The following is a 23,971-nucleotide window of genomic DNA, read 5'->3' as shown; positions in this document are numbered from 1 at the left end:
GTCGCGTTGCGAATGGGCCCAAAGGTGTCTCTTACAGCACCGATCAGGACTCGCGTTCGCCGGGGTCCCGGTTCTGGATCCCGTCGATGGACGAACTGCTCAAGGCGACTTACTACGACCCCAACCGCCATGGTGAGGACGAGGGCGGGTACTGGCTCTACGGCCATTCGAGCGATCAGACGCCGATCCCCGGCGATCCCGCGCTGGGCGGGGAGACCAACGGGGGCACGCCGAACCAGTGGCCCGACGGACAGCACCGGCCGCTGGATGTCGGGAGCTACCCGGATGTGCAGAGCCCATGGGGTCTTCTCGACACGGTCGGCGGTGGGCGTGAGTGGACGGAGACCTGGCGCGAGGGAGAGCTCGAGTTCCGGCACAATCTCCGTCTGCTAGTTCCGTCGCAGGCGTTCTTCGCGCTGAGTACCTCAGAACTCGGCCGCTACGGGTTCGCATCGCCCACCTCGGGCATGCAGACGCTGCGGCTTGCCGCCGCGATCCCGGGGCCGGGCACGGGTGCGGCTGGCGTCGGATTCCTGATCTTCTCATGGAGTGCTCGTCGCCGGCGTACGCGGCGAAGTTTTTGATAAGGAGTTTCTGATGAATCGGACGCACCTGCTCGCTGTTCTGACATCCGCTCTGACGCTCTGGACAGGCGTGGCGCGGGCGCAGTGCACAACGCCCGCGACGCCGTGCTACGACGGCACGACCTTTCTCGGCATCTGGGCGGACAACTGCAACACGCCGACGATCCTCATCGACGCCGGGGTCTTCGATGAGTCCCGCGCGTCTGTCCTGCTTTGCAGCGCGAACTCCCGCTGGACCATTCATGTGACCTACATCATCCCCCAGATCACAGACGCACCCTCGGTGCTGGTGTCGGGTGTGGGGGGCGTCCGTTCCATCGAGGAGATCACCCTCGGGACCGACAACTCGCAAATGTCGTTGCTGGGAGAGATCCGCTTCGGAGACAACATCGGCGATGTGCTGAAGGTCCGCTCTGGCGCTGGGATTGCGGGCCTGGGCCTGGACGGCGTGATCGAAGGCGATCTCGGGGATGTGGAGGCCTCGCAGTTGAATGTCAGCGTCGTTGAAGAAGAGGGCTACTCGCCATTCACGATCATTGGAAATATTCTGGGGCCGATAGTGCTCGACGGCACCCACCTCAAGGGCGGCGGGGCCGTCCGCGATGTGTGGGTGCGAGGCGATGTTCATGGCAGCATTACTGTCAGGAACGGCGGCATCACCCGCCTGATCGTGGACGGCGCCGTCGTGGCCTACGACGAGGAGGATGAGCCCGTGCCGGTGTCCATCAGGACTACCGGCGAGATCATCCGTCTCGAAGCCGGTGAGATCGTGGCGGACATTGTTGCCGGAGACACCGGGATCGGGGCATCCGGACTGCAGAATGTGTTCGCGCTCGTCTCGACAAACTCGGGCAACGGCACTGGTGATTTCGTCGGTTCTCTGGTCGCGAAGGGGCTCAGCACCGGCGGCCAAATCGACATCCGCGGGGATCTCGGGGCCGGACCGGACCGGGAAGGGGTCATCACGCTGGCCGACCCCATGGTGTTCTCTGGCGGGGTCAGGATCGGAGGGTCTTTCCGCGAGGATTCCGAGATCAACCTGCCGTCGAACGGCCTCACTGGAACGATCTTGTTCAACGCGGAAGATGATTCCGGCGTGTGGGAGAGCGGAGCCGTGATCACTGTCGGGAGCACGCCCCTGTCTCAGGCGACCTACACCACGCTTCCGAGCGCTGTTGGTGGCGGCGTTGCGGGTCTGACGGACTCGGGCTTCTTCGGGGCTGCCTGCAGCCCGGCGGCGAACTCGATCCGCAGCCTCTGGCCTCCGGCGTACCTCGGAGACTGCGACGACCCCCCGACATTCTCGGGCGGCATCGCGCATGCAGACCTTCGCTTCCGCACGGCGGTTGATGTGGACGGCGACAGCTTCACGGTGCTCCGCACGGGGCTTGGCGCCTCGTTCAACAACGCGACGGATGTGACTACTCAGTATGAGTGGAGCTATTTGACCGGCAACACCAGTGAGTCGGTTATTCGCTTCTCTCGTGTCGGTGGCGGCGACGCCTTTCTCACGGGGTACGAGTATCGCATCGTCCCCGTCAGCGGCGAGGTGCGTGTGAAGCACGCGACCGGCACGCCGGATGTGAACATGACTTACTACCAGTTCGGCGTGCAGTGGTCTTGTGATCTCGGGCTGCTGGAGCACTTCGATCTGAATCAGGACGAGGCGCTCTGCTCGCAGGACATCGCCGCGTGGCTGAACGACCCCGTCGACTTTGACGGCGACAGCGTCGCGGACACGACGGACCTGTGGGGTACCTCGTCAACGGCGTGAATGTCTGGCAGAACCGCTGACGCGCTGGCGAGACGATCCATACGGCGGCGGGCTGCTCACGGGTCGCCCGCCGCGTTCGCCTTGCTTGCACGGGACCGCCGACGCGCCGAGCGGCTCTCCGCCCGGCGCGGCCCTTCGGGGGCGGGCGATCGCGTTGTCCGGTGTTTGACCGGATTCTGCGCCTCGGCGTCGCCGCCCTGAACGCCTTTCGCGCGACGAAGCCGGCGTGATCCGATCCGGGGCGGGTCGAACGCCGAAGAATGACGCGATGCCGCGCCGGTTCGCCAATTGCGTCTTCGGGCCCTTCCAGCTCCGTGGGCTGCTGCGCGCCAAGCTGCTGCCGGGCGAGACGGTCGTGGGCTGGGGGGTGGTGGAGCGTGCTTCGAGCGGGGCGACCATGACGCTGCAGCTGGGGCTGAGCATGGCGCCGCTCGTGGGCCCGCTGCTGGTGGCGGCGATGATGAACCCCAGGCGGCGCTTCCTGGTGCTGACCGACTCGCGCCTGCTGGTGCTGGACGCGCAGGCCTCGGGCAACGAGGTGCTGCGTCTGGCGCTGGACAAGCCCTCGTCCATCCGCGTCGTCGCCGAGGCGCCGATCGGGGGCGTGACGGTCGTGAAGACCGACGAGCCCCGGCGCTTCCGAGTGGCTCTGGACGAGCACGACGACGCCCAGACCATCAGCGTCCCCAAGCAGCGCAGCGCGGCGGCGGAGCGCCTCGCCCTGGCGCTGGCGCTGCTGGCGACGGACGAAAACTCCGACGACGCCCGCCCCCGCCCCGGCCCGGGCCACGCGTGACGCGTTCGGGGGCGATACCCTTGCCCCCATGCCCCCCACGACGGCGCACGACGCGAAGCAGGGACTCCTCGTCATCGTCTCCGGGCCCTCCGGGGCCGGGAAGACCACGATCGCGCGCGCCGTCCACGACGCGTTCGCCGGCTCGCTGCTCTCGGTCTCGCTCACGACGCGCCCGCCCGGCCCGCGCGAGACCGACGGCGTGGACTACCACTTCGTCGACGAGGCCGAGTTCCTCGCGCGCGTCGATCGCGCCGAGTTCCTCGAGCACGCCGGCGTGTATGGCAAGCGCTACGGCACGCTGCGCGCGCCGGTGGCCGACGCGATGCGCGCGGGTCGCCTGGTCATCCTCGAGATCGATGTGCAGGGCGCCAAGCAGGTGAAGTCGCAGATCCCCGACGCCTTCGGGCTCTTCGTCCTGCCCCCCAGCGAGGACGCGCTGCTCGATCGCCTGCGCTCGCGCCAGCGCGACAGCGAAGAGGTGATCCAGAAACGCTTCGCGCGCGCTCGCGACGAGATGGCCGAGGCGCGCCGCTGCGCCGTGTACGACCTCTTCATTGTCAACGACGACCTCGACCGGGCGATCGGCGAGGCGATCGGGGGCGTGCGGGCCCGGGCGCGAGACTGAAGGCGTACTCACGCCCGAGAACCCTGCCGACGCCCCGGCGAACCACCGAAACCAGCCGCCTCCCGGGCGGTTCTCCGTTCGGGACAGGCCGGGCTCTGTCTACTATCCGGAGTCATGAGCGGCAACGCCGTGGTGCTCCTGTCGGGGGGACTCGACAGCGCCGTCGCGCTGGGGGTCGCGGTGCGCGAACAGAAGAAGAAGGCGTTCGCGCTGAGCGTCGACTACGGGCAGCGACACCGTCGTGAGCTCGACGCGGCGGGCGAGGTCGCCAGGGCGATCGGCGCGGCGTCGCACACGGTGGTGCGCCTCGACCTTCGCGCCGTGGGCGGTTCGGCGCTCACGGGCGACATCGCGGTGCCGAAGGACCGCGACGAGGCGCGCATGGGCGCCGACATCCCCGCGACCTATGTCCCGGCGCGCAACATGCTGTTCCTGGCGCTCGCGATGGGGTACGCCGAGACCGTGGACGCCGGGCATGTGTACATCGGCGTCAACGAGGTGGATTACAGCGGGTACCCCGACTGCCGCCCTGAGTTCATCGGCGCCTTCCAGCGTGCCGCGGCCCTGGGCACGCGCGCCGGCGTCGAGGGCAGGCCCATCAGCATCGAGACCCCTCTCGCCGGGCTCTCCAAGGGCGCGATCGTGAAGCGCGCCGCCGCGCTGGGCGTCGACCTGTCGCTCACGCACTCGTGCTACGACCCGGACGAGCAGGGCCTCGCCTGCGCGCGCTGCGACGCGTGCACGCTGCGACGCAAGGGCTTCGAGGACGCCGGCGTGCCCGACCCCACGAAGTACCGCTTCGATGTGCGCCGGGCGATCAAGGTGCGCGCGTCCGGCAAGCGCGTGTGGGACGGGGCCGACGCGTGAGCGTTCCACTGCGCGTGCGCGACGACAACGACGCGAACACGCTCCCCATCGCCGAGACCTTCGTCAGCGTGCAGGGCGAGGGGAAACTGACGGGCGTGCCCTCGTGGTTCGTGCGCCTCTCCGGGTGCAACCTGCGCTGCGCGTGGTGCGACACGCCCTACGCGAGCTGGTCGCCCGAGAAGACCGTTCGCGCGCTCGATGACCTGATCGGCGAAGCGGCGCGCATCGCGTCGGGCGGCGTGCGCCACGCCGTCGTCACCGGGGGAGAGCCCCTGCTCTTCCCACACGCCGTCGATCTGTGCGAGCGCCTCGGGCGCGAGGCCGGGATGCATGTGACCGTCGAGACCGCTGGGACCCTTGACCCGGCCCCCGGCGCGCCCTGCGACCTGCTCAGCGTCAGCCCCAAACTGTCGACCTCGGCCCCCGACCCGGTCGCCTTCCCCCGCGAGCACGCGATGCACGAGTCGCGGCGCGTGAACCTGCCGGCGCTGCGCTCGCTGCTGGGGCGCCAGCGCGCGTCCGGGCGCGACCTGCAGCTCAAGTTCGTCGTGACCGACCCGGGCGACCTCGTCGAGATCCAGGCCCTGCTCGACCGGCTGGAGGGCTGGGACGCGACCGATGTCCTGCTGATGCCCGAGGGTCGGACCCGGGAGGAGATCGCGGCCAGGCAGGGCTGGGTGGCGAAGGCGTGCGTCGACAGGGGCTGGCGCTATTGTCAACGGCTCCACATCGAGCTCTTCGGGAACCGCCGCGGAACCTGACCAGAGCCCGGGTCGAGCCGGTCGCCCACCCACTCGGAGCGTTGTTCGCATTGGTCTATCGGGTCTGCAAATCGTTCACCGTCGAGAGCGGGCACCTGCTCTCGAAGCACCCCGGCGCGTGCCGCTTCCCCCACGGGCACACGCGCGTGGTCGAGGTCGTCCTCTCGAGCGCGACGCTCGACGAGCGCGACATGGTCTGCGACTTCAAGGCGATCAAGCTGGCGGTGCAGGGGTTCATCGACCGCTTCGACCACGCGATGGCGATCAACAGCGCCGACCCGCGGGCGCCGGAGCTGCGCGCCCTCGCCGGTGAGCGCCTCGTCGCCTTCGACAACCAGGACCCGACCACCGAGGCGATGGCGAAGCTGATCTTCGACCACCTCTCGGGCATCCTCGCGCGACGCGAGGCGATGACCGACCCCAAGGACGGCGTGCGCTACGCCTTCCCCCCGGGCGTCCGGCTCGAACGCGTGCGCGTGGGCGAGACGCCCTCGAGCTGGGCCGAGTACGGCGTGTCCTGAACGACGCGCGAGGCGACCCGGGACAACCAAAAAAAGACGCGGCCCCGGCGAGAGGCCGGGGCCGCGAAAAGGATCGGATGAACCCGAGCGTGATCGCTCAGTTCGGCGTGTTGCCGAAGTTGCTGAGGACCGCGTTGATATCGGAGAAGTTGACCGTGCCGTCGCGGTTCACGTCGCCGATGAGACTCGACCCGCTCTGCCCGAACTGCGAGAGGACCAGGTTGAGGTCGCTGAAGTTGACCGTGCCGTCGCCGTTCTGGTCGGCGTAGGGGCGGGTGACGAAGGTGGACGGATCGGGGCTGATGGTGTTCTGCCCGCCCGTGCCGGTCGCGATGACCGACCAGTAGTAGCGCGTGCCGTGCTGCAGCGTGCCGGGGGGCACGGGCCACGCGTTGGTGGTGAGCCCGGGGGCGGTGATGATGGGATCGACCATGTCCGGGTTGGTCGCGATGATGACCTCGTAGGTCTGCACGAACTGGGCGGGCTGCCACTGGATGCCGAAGCCGCTGAGCGCGACGCCGACGGCGTTGTTCGCCGGGGCGACGGCGGAGAAGTCGGTCGGAGGGGGGTTGCCCACGGTGCTCGCGCGGAAGTTCGCGACGACGTTGCGCGTCTCGTTCATGGTGCGCACGTTGTCGGCGGCGGTCGTGGACGGGCAGGCCGTGGTGCCGATGCCCATCGTGAAGCCGTTCCAGGTCACGTCGGGAGACGAGAAGTAGTTGATGCGAGTGCCGGGGGCGTACGCCATGATGGTGCGCCACTGGGCGTTGGGCGTGCGATAGCCGAAGGACCAGCAGCGATAGCCGCTGCTGCCGTTGTCGCGGTCGTGCGCGCAGCCCATGTTGTGGCCGAGCTCGTGAGCGAAGGTCGACCAGCCGCAGGAGTAGGCCGTCACGCCGAAGCCGTTGCTCGAGTTCCCGCCCGGGAAGAGCAGGTACGCGATGCCGCAGGCGCCGTTGGCGACGCCGGACACCAGGTGCACCAGGTCGGCGCCGTACTGGTTGCGCAGGGTGTGGGCCTCGTCCATGATGCCGTCGCCGTTGTTGCGAAGGCGCGACAGGTCGGTGCCCATGGGCGTGCCGCTGCTGCCGGTGGCCTCGACATACTCGGTGCGCTGCGAGTGCACCAGGCGGACGCGCTGGTCGATGCCGCTGTTGATGTACGAGGTGTTGGTGTTGTTGATGAAGTTGGCGAGGGCCGCCTGCATCGCGGCCTCGGAGCCGGTCGAGAGCTGGGCGCGAGGCGTCCAGAGGATGAGGACATCGACCGTGACGGGCTCCGTGCCGCGGATGTCCACGAAGCTGGCGGCGTCGCTGGGCATATCGCGGTAGTGGTCGGCCGGGAGCAGGGGCTTGCCCGGCTCGAACGCCGACGCGGTGGGATCCCACCACAGGTTCTCGGCTTCGCTCTTGCCGCAGGGGTTCAAGCCCTCGACATCGACCTGGATGATCCGGAACACGCCCTCGCCGGCCGGGAGGATCTTGAAGTCACCGTACTTGGGGCTGCTGATGTCGCCGACGATCGCGTCGCCGACGCGCGCGATCGACATGATCGCGTGCTCGTCCTGCGCCACGGAGCCGACCCAGTTGAAGTCAGCCACGCCCTCGGCGAAGATCCGCTCGGCGCTGGCGGTCAGGATCAGGTCGTCGAACAGGTTCAGCGACAGAACCGCGTTCTTGTCGCCGTCGAGCAGCAGCGAGGGGTCCGTCATGCGCACGATGCGCTCGCGCTTGATGCTCCAGCCCTCGGGCAGAGGCATCGCGGCGTCGCGCGGCGCGCCCTCGAACAGCACGGGACGAGCGCCGTCGGCGCCGAGATCGGCAGCGCCCGGGGCGGCCATCGCCGCGCCGGTCACGCCAAGGGACATGCCCGCGGCGATCGCGAGCACGAGGGGGGAACGAGTCATGTGGTTTGCCTTCCGCATCTGCAAAGTCTCCGGCTGACGGTCCTGATCACAACCTGTCTCAGATCGATGCGCCCCGAGGCCCCCTCGCCCAATGCTGGACGGAAAACGTTCGGGACGCGGCGCGCGACCTCTCCACGATTCGCTACGCACCATACCTACCCCGGATTTCATGATCCCGCAACAAAAATCCGCCGGTTTTCGCCCAGAGAATGCCTTTTTTGGCCTTTCCCGGACCTCCCGATGCCGAGGGACGCTTCCAGGCGTCCCGGATTCCCCACACCCCCAGACCCCGTCTCGCGAGCCCAAGGGGCTCCAAAAGGCCCCGGGGGAGCTCCACCCGGACATCGACAGGGCCTGCCTCCGTCGGAGCACAAGCGAAAACGCCCGCCCCCGCAGCGAAGCCGGGGCAGGCGTGTGAAGGAAGGGAACCGAGGCCCACTCCGATACGAGCGACCCGACCCGCCGGTTCCGTCGCCCGGGCGGCGTTGCCCCGGGTGTGGGGGTCGGATGGGCGGGCGGATCAGTCCGCGTCCCCGCCGCGCGCCGAGGCCTCATCCAGCACGCCTTCGAGCTGCAGACGCTCGATCCGGTAGCGCAGCGCGCCGCGGTTGAGCCCGACCATCCGAGCCGCCTTGCTCACATTGCCCCGGGCGGCCTTGATCGCCTCGATCAGGAACCGTCGCTCGAGCTGATCGATGTCCAGGGGACCGGCGCTGAAGTCGTAGCGCAGCGCGTCGGGGTTTCTCACCACCCCGTTGTTCGAGATCCGGATGACGCTCTCCAGATTGAGCGGCGATTGCAGTTCGCGCATCGGCTCGACGGGGCGCAGCCCCAGATCGCTCGCGCTGACCTTGGGGCCCTCCGCCAGAACCGTCGCCCGCTTCACGGCGTTGAGCAGCTCGCGGACATTGCCGGGCCAGTCGTGGTGCGCGATCGCGCTGAGCGCGTGCTCGTCGAACGACAGCTCGCTGCGCCCGTACTGCGACGCCAGCCGGGCGAGCGTCCGCCGCGCAATCAGCACAGAGTCCTCGCCCCGATCGCGCAAAGCTGGCAGACGGATGGTCAGCGCGTTGAGCCGGTACAGCAGATCCTGCCGGAACACGCCTCGCGCCGTCAGCCCGCTCAGGTCCTGGTTGGTCGCCGCCACGATGCGCACGCGCACCGTGCGCTCGCGCTGGCCGCCCAGACGCCGGAATCGGCCCGTCTCAACCACCGTCAGTAGTTTGGCCTGCACCGCGATCGACATGTCCCCGATCTCGTCGAGGAAGATCGTTCCGCCCTCGGCCATCTCGAACAGCCCGGCACGGCTGTCGCGCGCGTCGGTGAACGCGCCGCGCTCGTGCCCGAACAGCTCCGACTCGATCAGGGACTGCGGCAGGGCGGCGCAGTTCACGTGCACGAAGGGTGGAGGGTCCTTCCCGCTCATCCCGGGCGCCGCCGCGTGGATATGGCGCGCCAGCACGCCCTTGCCCGTGCCCGTCTCCCCCAGAAGCAGGATCGTCGGCAGATCGAGCGACACCGGCGCTCCCGCCGGCCCAGGCGTCGGCAGGGGCAGCTCCGCGAAACGCTCGGCGAAACGCACGGCGCGCCGCCAGGGCTCGGACTGCCCCAGCGCCTCGTCCGAATCACCCCCTGCGCGCACCCGCTCGAGGCGCTGATACAGGCGCAGACGCGACAACGAACGCCGGATCTCCAGCGACCTGCCCAGCAGAAGCGTCAACTCCTCGATCCCGATCGGCTTCTGCAGATAGTCGTCGGCGCCGGCCTTCATCGCCTCGACCGCGTTGTCGACCGTGCCGAAGGCGGTCAACACGACGACCACCCCCTCGTACCCGTCGGCGCGCAACTGGCGCACAAGGTCCAGACTGGACTGCCCGTAGAGGTTCACGTCCGTGAGGACCGCGTCGAACTCACGGTCTTTCGTCTGGGCGAACGCCTCCGAAAGAGTGGTCGCTTCGGACACGACATGACCCGCGAGCTCAAGGCCCCGACGGATCGTGACGCGTAAGTTCCGCTCGTCTTCGATGACCAGAATGCTCGCCACGATTCACCCGTTCCCTTCGGCTTATCTCAGCCGTGTGGCCTCTTTCGGCCATGGGTTTCGGCTCGGACTGGGCGCGCGGTTCGGCTGGAATCCGCACAACACATCGTGAGCCGCGAGCAGAACGGGTCAAGAGCTCGATCCATCCGTTGTGCCCCGCCACGATCTGTCTCGCTATTGCAAGTCCTATGCCGTTGCCGTCGGGCTTCGTCGTAAAGTACGGGCGGAACACGAGATCTTTGATCTCGTCCGGGACGCCATCCCCTTCGTCGAGCACTTCGATCTCCCATGCGCGCGACGAAAATGAATCTTCTCTCACCCGACTCACCACGACCTCGACGCGCCCGCCCAGCGGCGACGCCTGGATCGCGTTCGTCAGAACCGCGACCAGCGCGTGCTCGAGACGCTGCGCGTCGAACTCGGCACGCAGCGACGCATCATCCACCCGCACCACGACTTCAACCTCGTGCATCGTCGCCAGCGGACGCACCGCCCCCACAACGCCCTCGATCCAGTGCCCCACAGCGTGCGTGTCCAGACGCAGCGTCAAGGGACTGGTCACATCGAGAAGCTCTCGCAGCCACAGGTTGAACCGGTCGACGGCATGAATGATCTCGGTCTGCATCTCACGCACCGCGCCCTCGTCGGCGCTGCGCATCCGCGTCAGTTCCGCCAGATTCCGGATGCCAGAGATCGGATTTCGGATGTTGTGCGCGAGCCGTCGCACCATCTCACCCACCGCCGCCAGTCGCTCGCGCTCGACCTCTCGCTCCTGCATCTGCCCGATCGCCTCGGCCATCGTGTTCACCTGCGCCGTCAGCCCGGCGATCTCGTCCACCCCGGAGACCGGCGCCCGGTGCGCCAGGTCGCCCGACGCGAACCGTTCGGTCGCTTCGCGCAGGCGCGCCACCGGCGTCGTCACCCACCGCCTCAGCAGCAGCAGCGCCAGCGCGCCGATCAAGACCGAACACAACAGCCCAACACGCAGCGCGAACACCTGGGCGCGGCGCATCTCCTCGCCGAACTCCAAGGCGCGCGACGCGTCGATCAGCACGCTCGACTCGATCACATGCACGAAATCGCGCACCCCGCCCAGCGCGTGCAGCGCCGCGACCCTCGCCTCCGCGTCGTGGGGTCGCGCCAGACTCTCGCGCGACGTCGACGACGCCGTCTCGATCAGCCGCAGCAGCTGACGAAGCGCCGAAACGCCGATCGTCGACTCGATCTCCTCCGAACCCCTCGCGAACTCGATCGTCCTGTCGAGCGACTCCAGCGCCGCCGCCGCACGCGGCTCGAAGGGCGCCACCGCCCCCTCCAGCCCCGCGTGCCCGACCGCTCGCTCGAGCATGGCGATGTGCTGCTCGAGCTTGGACAGGTCGTTCAGCGCGCAGGTCATCGCGCGGAACGGTCCTGTGATCTGCCTCTCGCGGATCCCGCTGAACACCATCGAGACGCCCAGCCCGCTCGTGATCGTCAGGGCGAACAGACCCAGGAGAATCGCAAACTTGACCAGCAACGACTCGCGAAAGCCCATGCGCATGCTCCGCTTCACTTGACCGTCTGGAAGCCCCACTGCGCGGAATTCTCGCGGAGCGGATCACGAGAGATGCCCACGCTCCCGTCCACGAAACCAACCTGCATCGTGCCGGAATGACGCCTGGCAGGGAACCAGCGCGAGCCATCACCATACAGGCCGGCGGGACTGATCGGAGGCGCGCCGAAGTGCGCGCTCTTGCCCGCGCGCTCCGCCGCACCGCCGTCGGAGTCCCAGACCAGCGGCACGCGCCCTGCGCTCACGATCGACGGCGCGAGCCGGACTTCGGCCACCGTCGAGAACCCACGGTTGCCCCCGAGCTCCGCGCGCACCAGGCGCGCGTTGAAGGCGTAGCTCACGCTCGCGCCGGGACCGACCGCCTTCGTGATGCACGTCGCCCCGGGGTCGAAGGTCGCCACGGCCTCGACCCGCGCGCAGCCGAACACATCGCTCATCGGGGCGCGCGCCGGGCCGTCTTCCGCGTGCCCCCAATACTCCATCACCCGGTACTCGGCCGCCATGAAGTCCGTCAGCAGGAACCCGCGATCGCCGGTCGCCTTGTGACGCGTCCCATGCTCCTGCGCGAACACCGTGAAATCGAACGCCGCCCGGCGCAGCGAGGTCTGACACAGGTGATCATGCGACTTCCGCACGATCGACGCCAGCGAGGGCATCAGGACCGCCAGCAAGAGCACCAGAATCGAAACCGTAAACGCCAGCTCGACGAGCGTGAAGCCGGCGCGGGCCCGCCGCGCTCGCCCACAGCCCGTGAAACCGCAACGCCCCGCCGTGATGAAGGCCGAGGTCGTCGGGGACCGCGGCATGGTTGTCTTCACGCAGGCGATACTCGCACACTCATCGGCCGTAGGCAAGCCCCTTCCCGGGCCCTTCGCGCCCGTCGGCCCCCTTCAGCCGCAGTTCACGCCGAAGTTCGAAAGCACGATGTTCAGGTCCGCAAAGTTCACCACGCCGTCGTTGTTCAGGTCCGCCCCCGTGAACCCGGGCGCACCCGACTGCCCGAAGGTCGACAGCACGTTGTTCAAGTCCGCGAAGTTCACCACCCCGTCGCCGTTCGTGTCCCCGGGGCACTCCACGCCGCGGATGTCCAGCCACGACAGCGTCGCGAGGACCGCCGAGCGTTCGGGCTGCGTGAGCGCTCGCGCGTCCACACGCCCACCGTGCCAGGCGAATGCGCCGGGCTGATCCTGCGGCCCCCCCCAGAAGTCGATCCGCACCGGAGGAAGCGGGGCCTCGCCCAGGATAACCCCTTGCGTCATCAGCCGATGCCCGATGCTCGAGGTGAACTCGAGTTGCCCGTCAGACTTCCGCGCGATGCTCACCCGAAACTGCGTACCCCTGAGCCAGGTCCCCGGAAGGATCGCGCCGAATCCGGGGGCCTGCCCGTTCACGACAGGGCGCACCAGGACGTCCTGCGAGGTCGGTCGCGCAATCAACTCGATGTAATTCAACTCGTCCGACACGATCCGGGCCAGCGGATACTCGTACCCGCCCGTGCTCACCGAGTCCCACAGGTACTCGAGCGCGTGCCCCGACAGCGTGACCGACCACTCGTCGCCCAGCGCAGGGAACGAGCCCACCGACGCGAACTCGCTCGCGTAGGTCTGCTCCGGCGGCACGCTCAGCCCCGTCAGCGGCCCATCGCTCGTCAGCGTGTCGACCGCGAGGTAGCACACGAACGGATCGCTCGGGCTGGACGAATGGACCTGATACTCCATCGTCGCCCACTCGCCCGGGAAGGGCGTATCGCGAAGCACGAACGGCGCCCACACATTCGCCGATTGCTGCAGGGGATACCTGAACCAGGGCCCGGCCGGGTACCCAGGCGTGTTCCGGCGGATCAGCACCTGCGCGCCCTCTGCGCCCTCAACCCTCAGCCAGAACCGCAGCACCACCGCGCCGAAGGCGTGCTGCGTGCCCTGCGCCACAGGGCGGAACCGCGCCAGGTTCGACGACCCGTTCGCGAGCGACCCGATCCGATACACCGGGCCGTCGGTCGGCGAATCGAGCGCCGCGGCGGACGCCGCGTCCAGCAGCGTCAGCTCATTCGCCGAATCCGCCGGCAAGGGCGGGCTCATCGACGCCGTCGCCTTGTTCTCGACGCCCGAGCTGAGCAGCAGCGGACGGATCTCCAGCGTCTCGGGGACCGGGATGCGCCGGATGCCCGCGCTGTTGACGCGCGAATCAACATAGATGTGATTCCCGTGCACCGCCGCCGACGGCATCGCCGCCGTCGCTGGGCACCAGGCCTCGGCCCAGCGCTCGCCGTCGGGCGAGAACTGCAGACGCTTCGCGCTGGCCGCGAGCGTGCTGTTGCCCGGTTCGAAATTCGAGACATACGGCCCCCCCAGCTCGGGAGTCGGCGTGCGGATCACGAAGTTCCGCGAGCCCGTCGCGTTCGTCAGCCCGAACCCGTACAGGTGACGCAGATCGGCTCGCGAATCCGCGTCGTCGTCCGCCTGCAGCATCACGATCTGGTCGCCGTTCTCGTCCGATCCCAGGATCGCCTTGTACGGGTCAGGCCCGGGAGCGCAGCCCACGAACTGCAGCCCGCGCGTCCCGAACGAGCCGTGGTAATCATCCTTGTAGTCCCACGCCTGCGCCGAGTGATACGACGACGCGTCCTCGAGCGTCGCGCTCACGATCCGCTGGTAGGTCAGCGAGTCGCCGATCCCGGCAAACACCCGGATGCCCCCGTTCCCGAACGGCATCACTCCCGCGGCGTGCACATGCGAATTCGGCCCGTCAGTGATGATCATCGGGCGCACCACCGGCTCCAGTTCCCAGGGAGCCCCGACCTGCGCACGCGTCGCGCGGAACACATACACCGCGCCGCCCAGAGGCGGCTCCTGCCCCGTGCCCGCCTGGTGCCGATAGTCAGCCCCCGCGAACCACGCTTCCGTCGGCGCCTCGCCCCTGACCAAGGGCCACCAGTTCTGCATCGACCACTCACGCACCCGGTCGTTGCCCAGCTGGTCCACCGGCTCCTCGTACACGACCTGCCAAGTCTCGCCGCGGTCGGCAGAGATCACCATCGCGATCGAACCGGGCAGCCACACACTCGACCCGTCCACCTCGGTCTCGTGCGAAACCTCGCACATCAGCACGAGAAGACCGTGACAGATCGTCCCGGCCTTGGGCGAGTACGCGCGCCCCTCCACGCCGCCGCGCATCAGGTCGATCAGACTCCCACCTCCGGGCCGGGTCATCACCGTGCGAACCCGACCGTCGCCGGTCGCTTCCGCCTCCAGCAGCGCGTCGTCCGCCACCCAGAACACATCCAGATAGCGCCGGTTCCCCTCGGACACCATCAGCAAGGGCGTCACGCCGTCATGATCGAGGCCGGAACCCAGCACCAGCGTGCGGTTGGAGGTCTGACGCACCGTCTCGGGGATCGGAGTCGGCGCGAGCAGTCGCGGCAGGCCGAACCGGGGCTCGTTCACACCCACGCTGTTGCCCTCGGGGTCCTTCGCCGCCGACGCACGCGAGAACGAAAATGTCAGCCCCCCTCGCGACCGGAACTCGCCATCAAACACGAAGGCGGCATCCCCCTGCGAAACCCCGCCCACGCTCCACGACGAGCACGCAGCGACCGCGCAGACAGCCAGGGGAAGGACCGAACGAATACCGCGTTGACGCATGGTGTACCCCAACAGTGATCGGGAACTGATTCCTCTGCAGTGTCCCTCGTCCGGGGGTGGTGTCAAGAAAAATCGCCCGGCAAGGGCGACATGGGTTCCGACAAAGAGGGGCAAGGTCCGGAGAGAACGCCCGGCAGGGGCTTCAGCCGCAGTTCACGCCGAAGTTCGAAAGCACGATGTTCAGGTCCGCAAAGTTCACCACGCCGTCGTTGTTCAGGTCCGATCCCGTGAACCCGGGCGCACCCGACTGCCCAAACGTCGACAGCACGTTGTTCAGGTCCGCGAAGTTCACCACCCCGTCGCCGTTCGTGTCCCCGGGGCACTGGGGGACGAAGCCGACGAACACCTGCGCGTTGTCGAGGTTGACCCACCCGATGTTCTCGCCCCACGCGTACCCGCGAAGGCGGCTCGCGCCCGTGTCGACCCGGGCCTGTTGGCCGAAGCCGGCGAGCGCGGCGCGCGTGTCGAAGTTGATCCACCCGACATTCTCGCCCCACGCCAGCCCGGTGAGATCCCCGGTGACCGGGTCGATGTTCACCCCGAAATCGGTCCCGTCGATGTTCGCGTACGACACCCCGTTCGTCGGCGTCCCGTCCCCGAAGTTGATGAACCCGATGTTCTCCCCCCACGCGAACCCGGACAGGAACCGGGCGCCGATCACCACGCCCTGCGCACCGGACGGAGAGCCCGCGTCGCGGAAGTTCAGGTAGCCGCAGTTCTCCGACCACGCGAACTTGTTGGTCTGGCTCACATTGCTGGGCGCGGCGATCGCCAGCGCCGGGGCAAGGGCGACGAGGGAAAGAGCGTGGGTCAGGGTCGGGGCGGTCTTCACGGCAGATCTCCTCACAGGCCAGTATGCGCTGGCCCGGTCATCTCTCCAAGCGGAATCCGGCGCCGAATCGCGCCGCCACCACCTAAGGCGCCGCCCACACGCCGAGTGGCCAGCGAAATCCCCCGGAAGCCACGCCCGTTCGCCCCGCGCGTGCCCGAACGGCGCCCGCACGATCGGGCCGCACCGATCGCCGACGCCGATGCGAGCGCGCACTGCCGCGTTGCAGGGGAATTCAGAGTGCCAACCCCGTCGCTTCGCGCGGGAGGAATCAGACCGACGCCCAGCCCACCCCTGCGGGCCGACTCAGGGACAGGTCGACCCGAACTCGCTCAGCACGATGTTCAGATCAGAGAAGTTCACCACGCCGTCGTCGTTCAGGTCGCCGGGGATCCCGGCGCCGCTCTGTCCGAAGGCGCTGAGCACAGCGTTGAGGTCGGCGAAGTTCACGACGTTGTCGCCGTTGGTGTCGCCCGGACACACGGTCGCGCCAGCGCCGAGCGTGCCGTCGGGATTGATGTTCTGCGCGAACACATCGCCCTGGTCGTTGCGCCCGTCTTCCCACACGGCGCGCACGACGCCCGAAGCGTCGGTCGTCGCCAGCAGGCGGCTCTTCGAGCCCGGCGCGTTCGACACCGTGCGCACGCCGCCGTTGTCCCACACGAACTGCCCCATCGCGTCGACCCGCGCCGCGACGATGTTGGCCAGGGCGAAGCCCTCCTCGGTCGTCACGAGCATGGTCGCGCCGCCCTCGGCGCTCACCGCTCGCGGCGCGGTCTTGTTGATCGCGTCGAAGGGCAGCACCTCGACGCCGAAGTCCGACAGCGTCCTCGCGCCGTTCTCGTCGAACTTCTGCACGCCGATCGCCCGGATCGACTGCGCGCCGTTGCGATCGTTGAAGAACAGCATCAGGTCCAGCGTGTCGTCCACGAACGCGATCGCCGGCTCGAACTGCAGTCGATCGGCGCGCGTCGACGCCGACACCCCGTTGGCCGCGAACTGCGCCGCGCCGCTCGCGTCCACGCGCTGCGCGAACACGCGCGAAGGCCCCTCGCGCGAATCGCTCCACGCGAACGCCGCCCCGCCGTCGGGCGCGAGCGCGATCTGGGGGTACTGCGCGATGGGGATCGCCGACGCGTTCGACACGATCACCGGGTTGCCCATGTTCCAGACCGGCCCACCGGTGGTCCCGTAGCGCTGCGTGTACACATGGCGGGGCGACGCGAAGGTGCGCGTGTCGCGCACATAGACCATGATGAACCCGCCGCCGGGGTGCGCGACCTTCGTGTGGAAGCCCGGGCCCTCGACGCCGTCGCCCGCGATCCGCACGCCGCCGACCGCGACCTGCTCCATCCCGCTCGCGTCCAGACGCTGGTAATAGATGCCGCGCGCGGTGTCCGAGCGCAGCCACGAGATGTGGTACTCGCCGGTGTCGGCATCCTGCACGACCCGCGGCGCCGCCTCGAAGTCCGTATTGATCGAGATCTGCTTCCCGTTGACACCCCACACCGCCGTCCCGTCCTGCAGCACGCGCTGCGCGATCACGTCGCGATCGTCCCCGTCGCGCGTGTCGGTGAACACCAGCACCGCCGCCCCGCTCGCGTCGGCGATGATGTCCCAGTCCACCAGCGAGGTCGACTGCGGCGCGCTCGAGACCAGCAGCCCGCCCTCCGCGAACGCCTTCTCGCCCGTGGGGCTCAACAGCTGCGCATACACCCGGAACGACCCCTCGGCGCTGTCGAACCACGCGACCCAGGTCGTCCCGTCGGCCATGGTGGCCGCCTTCTGCACCGTCTGGCTCCCCGGCTTGACCGCAACCCCGAGGTTGACAGAGGGGTCATCCGGGAACGCGGCCACCGCCGCCCCGCTCAGCCCCGCCAGCAGGGCGCACACCGGGAAAACACGCGCAACACGAGACGAACGAAGGACATACGACATGGGCGACCTCTCCAGCCAGCGGCGAACCACGACCGGAACGAATGGCCGCGGGAAGGGCATCATCGCACAAGTTGGGGCGGGGTGCAAGTTATTTTTTACGCCTAACAGATCATCCACGCTGGCGTCAGCATCCCCAGTTGAGGGCTATTTCCATTGCCCCGAACTGACGCTCGAAGGCCGCTCGCCACTCAGCGACCAAGGGTGACTTGATCAACTCCGCTTCATACTCCCACGACTGAAGCCAGCCAGAACCATCGATCCCGAACCGCCAGCGGCACCAGTCGTGAACCACCAGCTTGCCCTGCTGGTTCTCCGTCCACGCCAGACTGGCGCCGCGGAACACCGAAAGGTCGGTAAGCATGAGCGAGCCGCGGTGCGGCGACGCAGTCCGCTCGTGGTACTCCTGAAGACGCTGCGCGACCGCGTTCGGGCGGAGGAAGAAATAGAACCTTGGAGCACTGGCGATGTACTGCCAAGCCAACTGCATGCTCTTCACCGAGAATCGGATGTCCCCCTGATGATCAGATAACTCAAGCAGTTCATACGCATCGCACGCACCACTCCGCCATCGGTCAAGAGCCACAAGGAGATCCGCCTCGTGATCGGAGTCGTGCGCCGACCCCATCACACCAGCATCCTCGACCCCAAGCTCACGGAGCGCGGCGGACAATCGCTCCTGCCAGTCAGAGTCGAATCGCGATTGCGTGTAGAGCCAGAGTGTTCCCGTGCCGCTCATAATGTTCAGTTCGCCTTGAGGAATCGAACCATACCCATCGTCAGGCCCAGCGTCACGCCGCTCGAACCTCCCGAGAAGGTGTTAAAGTATGCAACAAGATGCTCGAATCCGTCATGCGCGAAGTTACTCATCAGAGCGTGGCTCGGGGCTGTACCGCCAGCATGAGCTTGTTCACGAACGCATGAACAGACTAGTCGCGGTCGTCCTTGCCATAAAAAGCGTGCACTGGCAGTCCCTCGACAGTTGATCCTAAACCCAGAGCGCAAGTGGCCCCGAGAGCACGGGTCATGGTGGGGTAGTTGAACCGCGTCGGCGGAATCCGCTGCCAGCCAACGGCGAACCACGCCAGAACGAATGGCTGCTGGAAGGGCATCGTCGCTCAAGTGGGGGCGGGTTGCAAGTTATGTTCTACGCTTTAGGAGTGGATCCAGAGTTTTCGTTTCATTTCACTCGCGTCGCTACGCCCAAGACACAACATCTACCAAATCGGGGTAGGACGCCCTGAAGATCTCGGTCATACGACGCGCGTCTGGATCTGAGAGCAGATCCGTCGCAGCGCACTCCAGAGACTCTGGCCACCCGCGGCCACGGAACCGAAGGGACGCCGACACCTTCATGTAGCGAGGTCGAGAATTGGGTGTAGGAAAGACTTCTAACGAATGGTCGCCAAGGGTAACCACTGGCTCGCACGGTCGCCAAGACCCAAAGCGTCCTGGCGACAACTCCATTCGGTTCCACATGCGCATCGCGGCTTCACAGGCGCCGAATAGAAACGAGATGTCACCCGACAAATCTAGGTCGTGCGGGAGACAGCTTGAGAGAGTCGTGGACTCAGGCACCTCAACAACGACCTGCGCGAAGCCACATCGCTCGCGAGCATCTTGCGAGGATGCTCGAAGCAAGCAAGAGCGGACCCCCGCCACCTGAGCAAGACGGTCGAGAAGATCTGAGTCAGCGAGACCATTCGCACTCCGAGCTGCACCACGTCGCGAATCAACTACGAAGCCGATGTATCCACCTGCACCCATGAGCTATTCCTGACTAGTAGTCGCCAGAAAACCATAGAAGATGACAAGAAAGCTGCCGCCAGCGTACTCGCGGCTGCCAGTCGCTTCGAAGATAAACTGGGACATTGCCTCCCCGAATGCAGTGAGCGGAAGAGTGACCTCTGTATGGTGAGGATCATATGTAAGAAGATCCTCATAATGGGCCATCACAAGCTGCATCTGATCATCGGCTCGGGGTGCGAATGCATACGCCTGTGACGCGGCAGCCACTACCCCCACGCCAACCGAGACTTTCTTGCCAGCAGCCGCCACCGCACCAAGGAACCGTCGCGCAGCGATGAATCGATCGGTGTTTCGCCACCCGATTCCCGCGAGCCACTGACGACGACTTCGCATCCCCACAACCTTGTCCTCACCTAGCACATTCTCTAGATCCTCACGCTGATCATAGTCAATGGCACCCGACATGCTTGTCTTGAGTTCGTAGCCCCACTTAATCTTGGAGTGATCCAGGCGCTCCCCGATTTGCGGGACATAACCATCGCGAACACCAAGCACATCAATCTGGATGGTGCCTGGGCGTGGCGGACCGAATCCAACGACGTGATTGGTATGTCGATCAACCAAGACGTCACCAACAAAGCGAGGGTCTCCTTGCAAATGCAGCCCAAGTCTACGGTGGACCTCTTTACCAAATGCGCCAGGATCATCTGGATTTGCTGCGATCCAGTTGTTCGCCTCCATATCTGCAACGATTATGTCATTAATAATCCTCACAAGATCGTCGGTGTCCGGGTCTGACTGAGGAATGGCGTACCCCCGACGCGTCCGACCGCTAGGATTGTACGCGATCTCCACACTCACATCGCGGGGGAGCCACACCGCAGGAAATTCAGGCATCTGTGCATCCGCCGGAGTATCGAGATCAAGGCAGATGAATTCTGGAGTGATGTACGAAACCCCATCGTGTACAATCGTGAGCGCCTGACCAGCAACCGCCACCTGAATAAGACCGGGGCGAGGATCGTGCACACGCAGCTGATACGTCTGCCAAGTACCAGCGAGCAGGAACTCTGGAAGAGACGCCTGGCCGTCCCGCTGCAGAGTTGACGGCCAAAGCACGTCGGTCGGCCAGAACTCCGAGTCACCCTTGGCTCTTCCGAGAATCTGTATCTCCGTCGCAGTCATTCGGACTGCGTCGAACGGAGTCGGCTGCTGAGGCGTGTTCAGTCCGGTGCCACCCTCCGTGAGTTCGACTCGAAGCACCTTGTCGCCTTGTGCGATGCTGGGCCGCACCGACTCGAGGTAGAGCGTGATGACTCCGCCTTGCATACCGAGATTCAGCGCCTGCAAGGGAATAATGCCTGAAGGAACAAAGTCGCCGCCGTCTTGCAGTGGCCGCGGATCACGGGGCTGACTTGCGTCCTTGATCCATAGTCGAAGCGAGCCCGCGGGACGTGCAAAATATTCTGTGCTAGAAATGTGCACAGCCAGTGGTGGCGACGCGTCGTACTCGAACCGCAGGGCGTTAAATGGGAGCCCCCCCAATTCGCTCAGTGACAGTCTCACGGGTGAGAATGCGCCACCAATGATCCGTTCGGAATCGGAGTACCCAGGCAGGAGCCCGATCCCATCCGCATAATCCGGAATCCCATCCGCGTCATAGTCCAGCGTGTTCGCCAGGATGACGTGCCCCGGTGCGCTCTCCTCGATCTCCTCGTCCAGCGCGTTGATCACGCCGTCGTTGTTGCTGTCGATCGCCAGGTCCAGCCCCACCACCACCAGCGTGCGCGCGATCGTCGTCGTCGAGCAGCGCGTGCGCCGGACCGTCACCTCCAGCGCCGTCGGCGCGTCCACGCGCAGCAGGCACGCCGATCCCGCCGGCGTCAGCGTCGCGGCGCCGGGCGTCGACGAGGTCGCCAGCCACTCGAAATCACCCACGCCCGACGCGTGCAGCACGAACTCCAGCGCCGTCCCGTTCGGCTGGATCTGCACGAACCCCTCTTCCGGCAGCCCGTTCAGCGTCAACGCCGCGTTGCTGACCACGATGTCCACCTCGCGCGTCGTCACACACGAGGTCGGCTCGTTGTCCACCCTCAGCCGCGCACGCACCGTCCCCGACAAGCACCCGCCGGCGTGCACGGTCACGCTGTTCGACGACGACGAGAGGATCGAGAGCCCGCCCGTCACCGTCCAGTCGACCGAGTGGTTCGCGCCCAGCCCGCTCACGCTGTAGGTCGCCGAAGCGCCCATCGGCAACGACGAAGGCCCGCTGATGTCGCCCGCGCACGACGACTGCACGACGAGCACGCGACGGCAGATTTCCGCGCCGTTCACGCGCATCGACGCGACGACGCGCATCGCGCCCACGCCCTGCGCGCGCACCGTCGCGCTCGACTGCGTCGTGCCCGTCACGATCCCCGGGCCCTCGACCGACCAGAACAGGATCGCGCCCGGCTCCACGTTCGCCGCCGTCACCGTCGCGCTGCCGCCCACGAGCACCGACCCGGGCCCGCTCAGCTCCACCTCGCACGGGCCCGAGACCGTGACCTCCTTCGTCGCCGAGCACTGCGCGTTGCCGTTGCGATACGAGGTCGCGACGATGTGCGCGACGCCCGGGCGCACGCCGCGGAAACTCGCCGAAGGCCCGGTCATGCCGGAGCCCGCGAACTGCACCACCGGGTTGATGGGCGGGTAGAAGCTCCAGAGCGTCAGCGTGCCGTTGGTCTGCCCGACGATCGAGAACACGCCCGTGCCCTGCCCGACCACGAGCAGATCGGGCCCGATGATCGAGAACTGGCACTCGTCGTCGTTGCCTGAACCGCCATCGCCGCCACCGCCATCTCCACCGCCTCCGCCATCGCCGCCCCCGCCGCCACCGCCCGAGCCGTCGTCGATGGTGCACCCCGGCGGCGGCGGAGGGCGAAGATCCTCCGGCACGAGCCAGAACACCAGCCGGTAGATGCAGCACGCCAGCTCCGCCGGGCTGATCGGCTCGGTCTGGGGCCCGAGGTCCGGCGGGTCGAGCGCGCTCAGCCGGATCCGGTCGTCGTTGGCGCTCACGCCCATGCACATCCGGATGATGTCCAGGATGTTCAGCAGCGCCACCGCGAGCTGCGGCGCCCGCGTCGGGTCGATCAGCTCCACCGGCGACAACGCGCCGGGCGTCGCGCCCAGCACGTGCAGCAGGTCGGTGGTCGTCACCTCTTCGTCGCCGTCGACATCCGGGTTGATCGGGTTCTTCGTGTCGGCCGCCTGCCCGAGCGAGAGCAGCGACTCGATCACATCGCGCTCGTCGATCACCAGATCGCCCGTTACATCCACGCGCAGCGACGCAGGATCGATCATCGCCGAGCCCACGGGTCGCAGCGTCGACAGGTCGTACGCCGTCAGCGTCGCCGCCAGCGGCATGCCCGTGCCCGGATCGACGATCGTCGCGCCGACGACGAGCTCCGGCGCGCCGTCGTCGTTGAGATCGCGCCCGAGCGTCAGCACCGACCCGAAGACCGCCGAGGGCAGCGCGGTGTTGTTGATCGCCCCATCGGCGTCCGACGACGCGCGCCCCTCGCCGAAGCCGGTCGTCGCGCTCAGGAACACGCGCACGCCGCCGCGCAACCCCGGCCCGGTCTCGACCAGCGGCGACGCGATCGCGAGATCCGGCACGCCGTCGTCGTCGAGGTCGCCCACGCTCTCGACGCTGTACCCGAAGGTCGCGTCGCCCTCGTCGCTCCAGAACCCGCCGATGAGCTCGCCCGCAACGCCCGAGTGCAGGGTGACCAGGCCGTACCACTCGCCGAGCGGGTCGACGCGCCGCTGCGCGACCGCGAAGTCGGGCACGCCGTCGGCGTCCAGATCGCCCACCGGCGCGACCGTCCTGCCGAAGTCGGAGAACGCCTCGCCGTCGACCGTGAAGATCACCCCGCCGCTCACGCCGCACAGCGCGTAGACGCGACCGGTGCGCACACCCCCGATCGTGGACGCGCGCGGCGCCCCGATGAGGATGTCGTCCACCCCGTCGGCGTTCAGATCCGCGATGAAACACGCCGACACGCCGAACGCGTCGTCCGCTTCGCGCGAGGTGAACGAGCGCAACAGCGCTCGCGTGGTCCCCGAGTACACGCGCACCTGCCCCACCACGGGCGCGTCGACCGAACGCACCGGGCGCAGCGCGAAATACTCCCCCACGCCGTCGGCGTCGAGGTCGCCCAGCAGCGGCGAACCGAACGCGACAGACGAGGACGCGGACAGACCGACCGCGCAGAGCGCGGCGAGCCACCGGGCGACGGACAGCACCGTCGCCCACGCAGAGCGGAGCGCAGCAAGCATGGAAAACCCCTCTGATGTTGGTCGCGCGTTCCCCCGGGCTTGACCCGCCCGTTCGATGCGCGGCCGT

16 protein-coding genes are annotated in these 23,971 nt (G+C 67.4%); 7 read left to right on the top strand and 9 right to left on the bottom strand.

The features are described from left to right. The 7 genes from KF684_12075 to KF684_12045 form a co-directional block, all read left to right on the top strand. On the top strand, positions 1–584 hold a 584-nt coding region (locus tag KF684_12075), incomplete at its 5' end, for a hypothetical protein (GenBank protein MBX3353660.1). Further along, positions 550–2,358: a hypothetical protein gene (locus KF684_12070; protein MBX3353659.1), complete on the top strand. Its 1,809-nt coding sequence runs from the start codon at positions 550–552 to the stop codon at positions 2,356–2,358. The genes KF684_12075 and KF684_12070, both read left to right, overlap by 35 nt. A 268-nt stretch (positions 2,359–2,626) precedes the next feature. Further along, on the top strand, positions 2,627–3,154 hold the full coding sequence (locus KF684_12065) for a hypothetical protein (protein MBX3353658.1): 528 nt from the start codon (positions 2,627–2,629) through the stop codon (positions 3,152–3,154). A 28-nt stretch (positions 3,155–3,182) separates the two neighbouring features. After that, positions 3,183–3,779, top strand: coding sequence for a guanylate kinase (gmk, locus tag KF684_12060; protein ID MBX3353657.1), 597 nt, complete (start codon positions 3,183–3,185; stop codon positions 3,777–3,779). A 114-nt stretch (positions 3,780–3,893) separates the two neighbouring features. Beyond that, the gene (queC, locus tag KF684_12055) at positions 3,894–4,646 is read left to right on the top strand and encodes a 7-cyano-7-deazaguanine synthase QueC (GenBank protein ID MBX3353656.1); all 753 of its coding nucleotides are present in this window, start codon (positions 3,894–3,896) and stop codon (positions 4,644–4,646) included. Continuing rightward, positions 4,643–5,407, top strand: coding sequence for a 7-carboxy-7-deazaguanine synthase QueE (locus KF684_12050; protein ID MBX3353655.1), 765 nt, complete (start codon positions 4,643–4,645; stop codon positions 5,405–5,407). Before queC ends, KF684_12050 begins: the two co-directional genes overlap by 4 nt. Positions 5,408–5,457: 50 nt before the next feature. Then, positions 5,458–5,928, top strand: a complete 471-nt coding sequence (locus KF684_12045) for a 6-carboxytetrahydropterin synthase (GenBank protein ID MBX3353654.1) — start codon at positions 5,458–5,460, stop codon at positions 5,926–5,928. A gap of 97 nt (positions 5,929–6,025) precedes the next feature. Here the strand turns inward: KF684_12045 and KF684_12040 are convergent, their stop codons facing one another. The 9 genes from KF684_12040 to KF684_12000 all read right to left on the bottom strand — a co-directional run bounded on the left by KF684_12040 (position 6,026) and on the right by KF684_12000 (position 23,670). Beyond that, on the bottom strand, positions 6,026–7,834 hold the full coding sequence (locus KF684_12040; protein ID MBX3353653.1) for a hypothetical protein: 1,809 nt from the start codon (positions 7,832–7,834) through the stop codon (positions 6,026–6,028). Between the two features lie 520 nt (positions 7,835–8,354). After that, the gene (locus tag KF684_12035) at positions 8,355–9,878 is read right to left on the bottom strand and encodes a sigma-54-dependent Fis family transcriptional regulator (GenBank protein MBX3353652.1); all 1,524 of its coding nucleotides are present in this window, start codon (positions 9,876–9,878) and stop codon (positions 8,355–8,357) included. Beyond that, the gene (locus KF684_12030) at positions 9,814–11,409 is read right to left on the bottom strand and encodes a HAMP domain-containing histidine kinase (protein ID MBX3353651.1); all 1,596 of its coding nucleotides are present in this window, start codon (positions 11,407–11,409) and stop codon (positions 9,814–9,816) included. The genes KF684_12035 and KF684_12030 overlap by 65 nt, the downstream gene beginning before the upstream one ends. Before the next feature lie 14 nt (positions 11,410–11,423). Next, complete coding sequence (locus KF684_12025) at positions 11,424–12,245, bottom strand: prepilin-type N-terminal cleavage/methylation domain-containing protein (GenBank protein ID MBX3353650.1); 822 nt, start codon at positions 12,243–12,245, stop codon at positions 11,424–11,426. 72 nt (positions 12,246–12,317) lie between these two features. Beyond that, positions 12,318–15,068 (bottom strand): hypothetical protein, encoded by a 2,751-nt coding sequence (locus KF684_12020; protein ID MBX3353649.1) that lies wholly within the window; start codon positions 15,066–15,068, stop codon positions 12,318–12,320. Between the two features lie 142 nt (positions 15,069–15,210). Beyond that, positions 15,211–15,900 (bottom strand): hypothetical protein, encoded by a 690-nt coding sequence (locus KF684_12015; GenBank protein MBX3353648.1) that lies wholly within the window; start codon positions 15,898–15,900, stop codon positions 15,211–15,213. A 303-nt stretch (positions 15,901–16,203) separates the two neighbouring features. Continuing rightward, entirely contained in the window at positions 16,204–17,835 is a 1,632-nt protein-coding gene (locus KF684_12010) for a hypothetical protein (protein MBX3353647.1), read from the bottom strand. Between the two features lie 124 nt (positions 17,836–17,959). Continuing rightward, positions 17,960–18,571: a hypothetical protein gene (locus KF684_12005; GenBank protein ID MBX3353646.1), complete on the bottom strand. Its 612-nt coding sequence runs from the start codon at positions 18,569–18,571 to the stop codon at positions 17,960–17,962. Between the two features lie 1,031 nt (positions 18,572–19,602). Then, the gene (locus KF684_12000) at positions 19,603–23,670 is read right to left on the bottom strand and encodes an FG-GAP repeat protein (GenBank protein ID MBX3353645.1); all 4,068 of its coding nucleotides are present in this window, start codon (positions 23,668–23,670) and stop codon (positions 19,603–19,605) included. Positions 23,671–23,971: the final 301 nt, after the last annotated feature.

Source organism: Phycisphaeraceae bacterium, from assembly GCA_019636675.1.
In the GTDB taxonomy this organism is placed as follows: domain Bacteria; phylum Planctomycetota; class Phycisphaerae; order Phycisphaerales; family UBA1924; genus JAHBXC01.
This window is presented reverse-complemented; position numbering and strand designations above follow the sequence as displayed.

Coding starts and splice junctions, on each gene's coding strand:
- KF684_12030 (MBX3353651.1), bottom strand. CDS start 11,409: ATGGGCTTTCGCGAGTCGTTGCTGGTCAAGTTTGCGATTCTCCTGGGT.
- KF684_12040 (MBX3353653.1), bottom strand. CDS start 7,834: ATGACTCGTTCCCCCCTCGTGCTCGCGATCGCCGCGGGCATGTCCCTT.
- KF684_12020 (MBX3353649.1), bottom strand. CDS start 15,068: ATGCGTCAACGCGGTATTCGTTCGGTCCTTCCCCTGGCTGTCTGCGCG.
- queC (MBX3353656.1), top strand. CDS start 3,894: ATGAGCGGCAACGCCGTGGTGCTCCTGTCGGGGGGACTCGACAGCGCC.
- KF684_12065 (MBX3353658.1), top strand. CDS start 2,627: ATGCCGCGCCGGTTCGCCAATTGCGTCTTCGGGCCCTTCCAGCTCCGT.
- gmk (MBX3353657.1), top strand. CDS start 3,183: ATGCCCCCCACGACGGCGCACGACGCGAAGCAGGGACTCCTCGTCATC.
- KF684_12005 (MBX3353646.1), bottom strand. CDS start 18,571: ATGAGCGGCACGGGAACACTCTGGCTCTACACGCAATCGCGATTCGAC.
- KF684_12010 (MBX3353647.1), bottom strand. CDS start 17,835: ATGTCGTATGTCCTTCGTTCGTCTCGTGTTGCGCGTGTTTTCCCGGTG.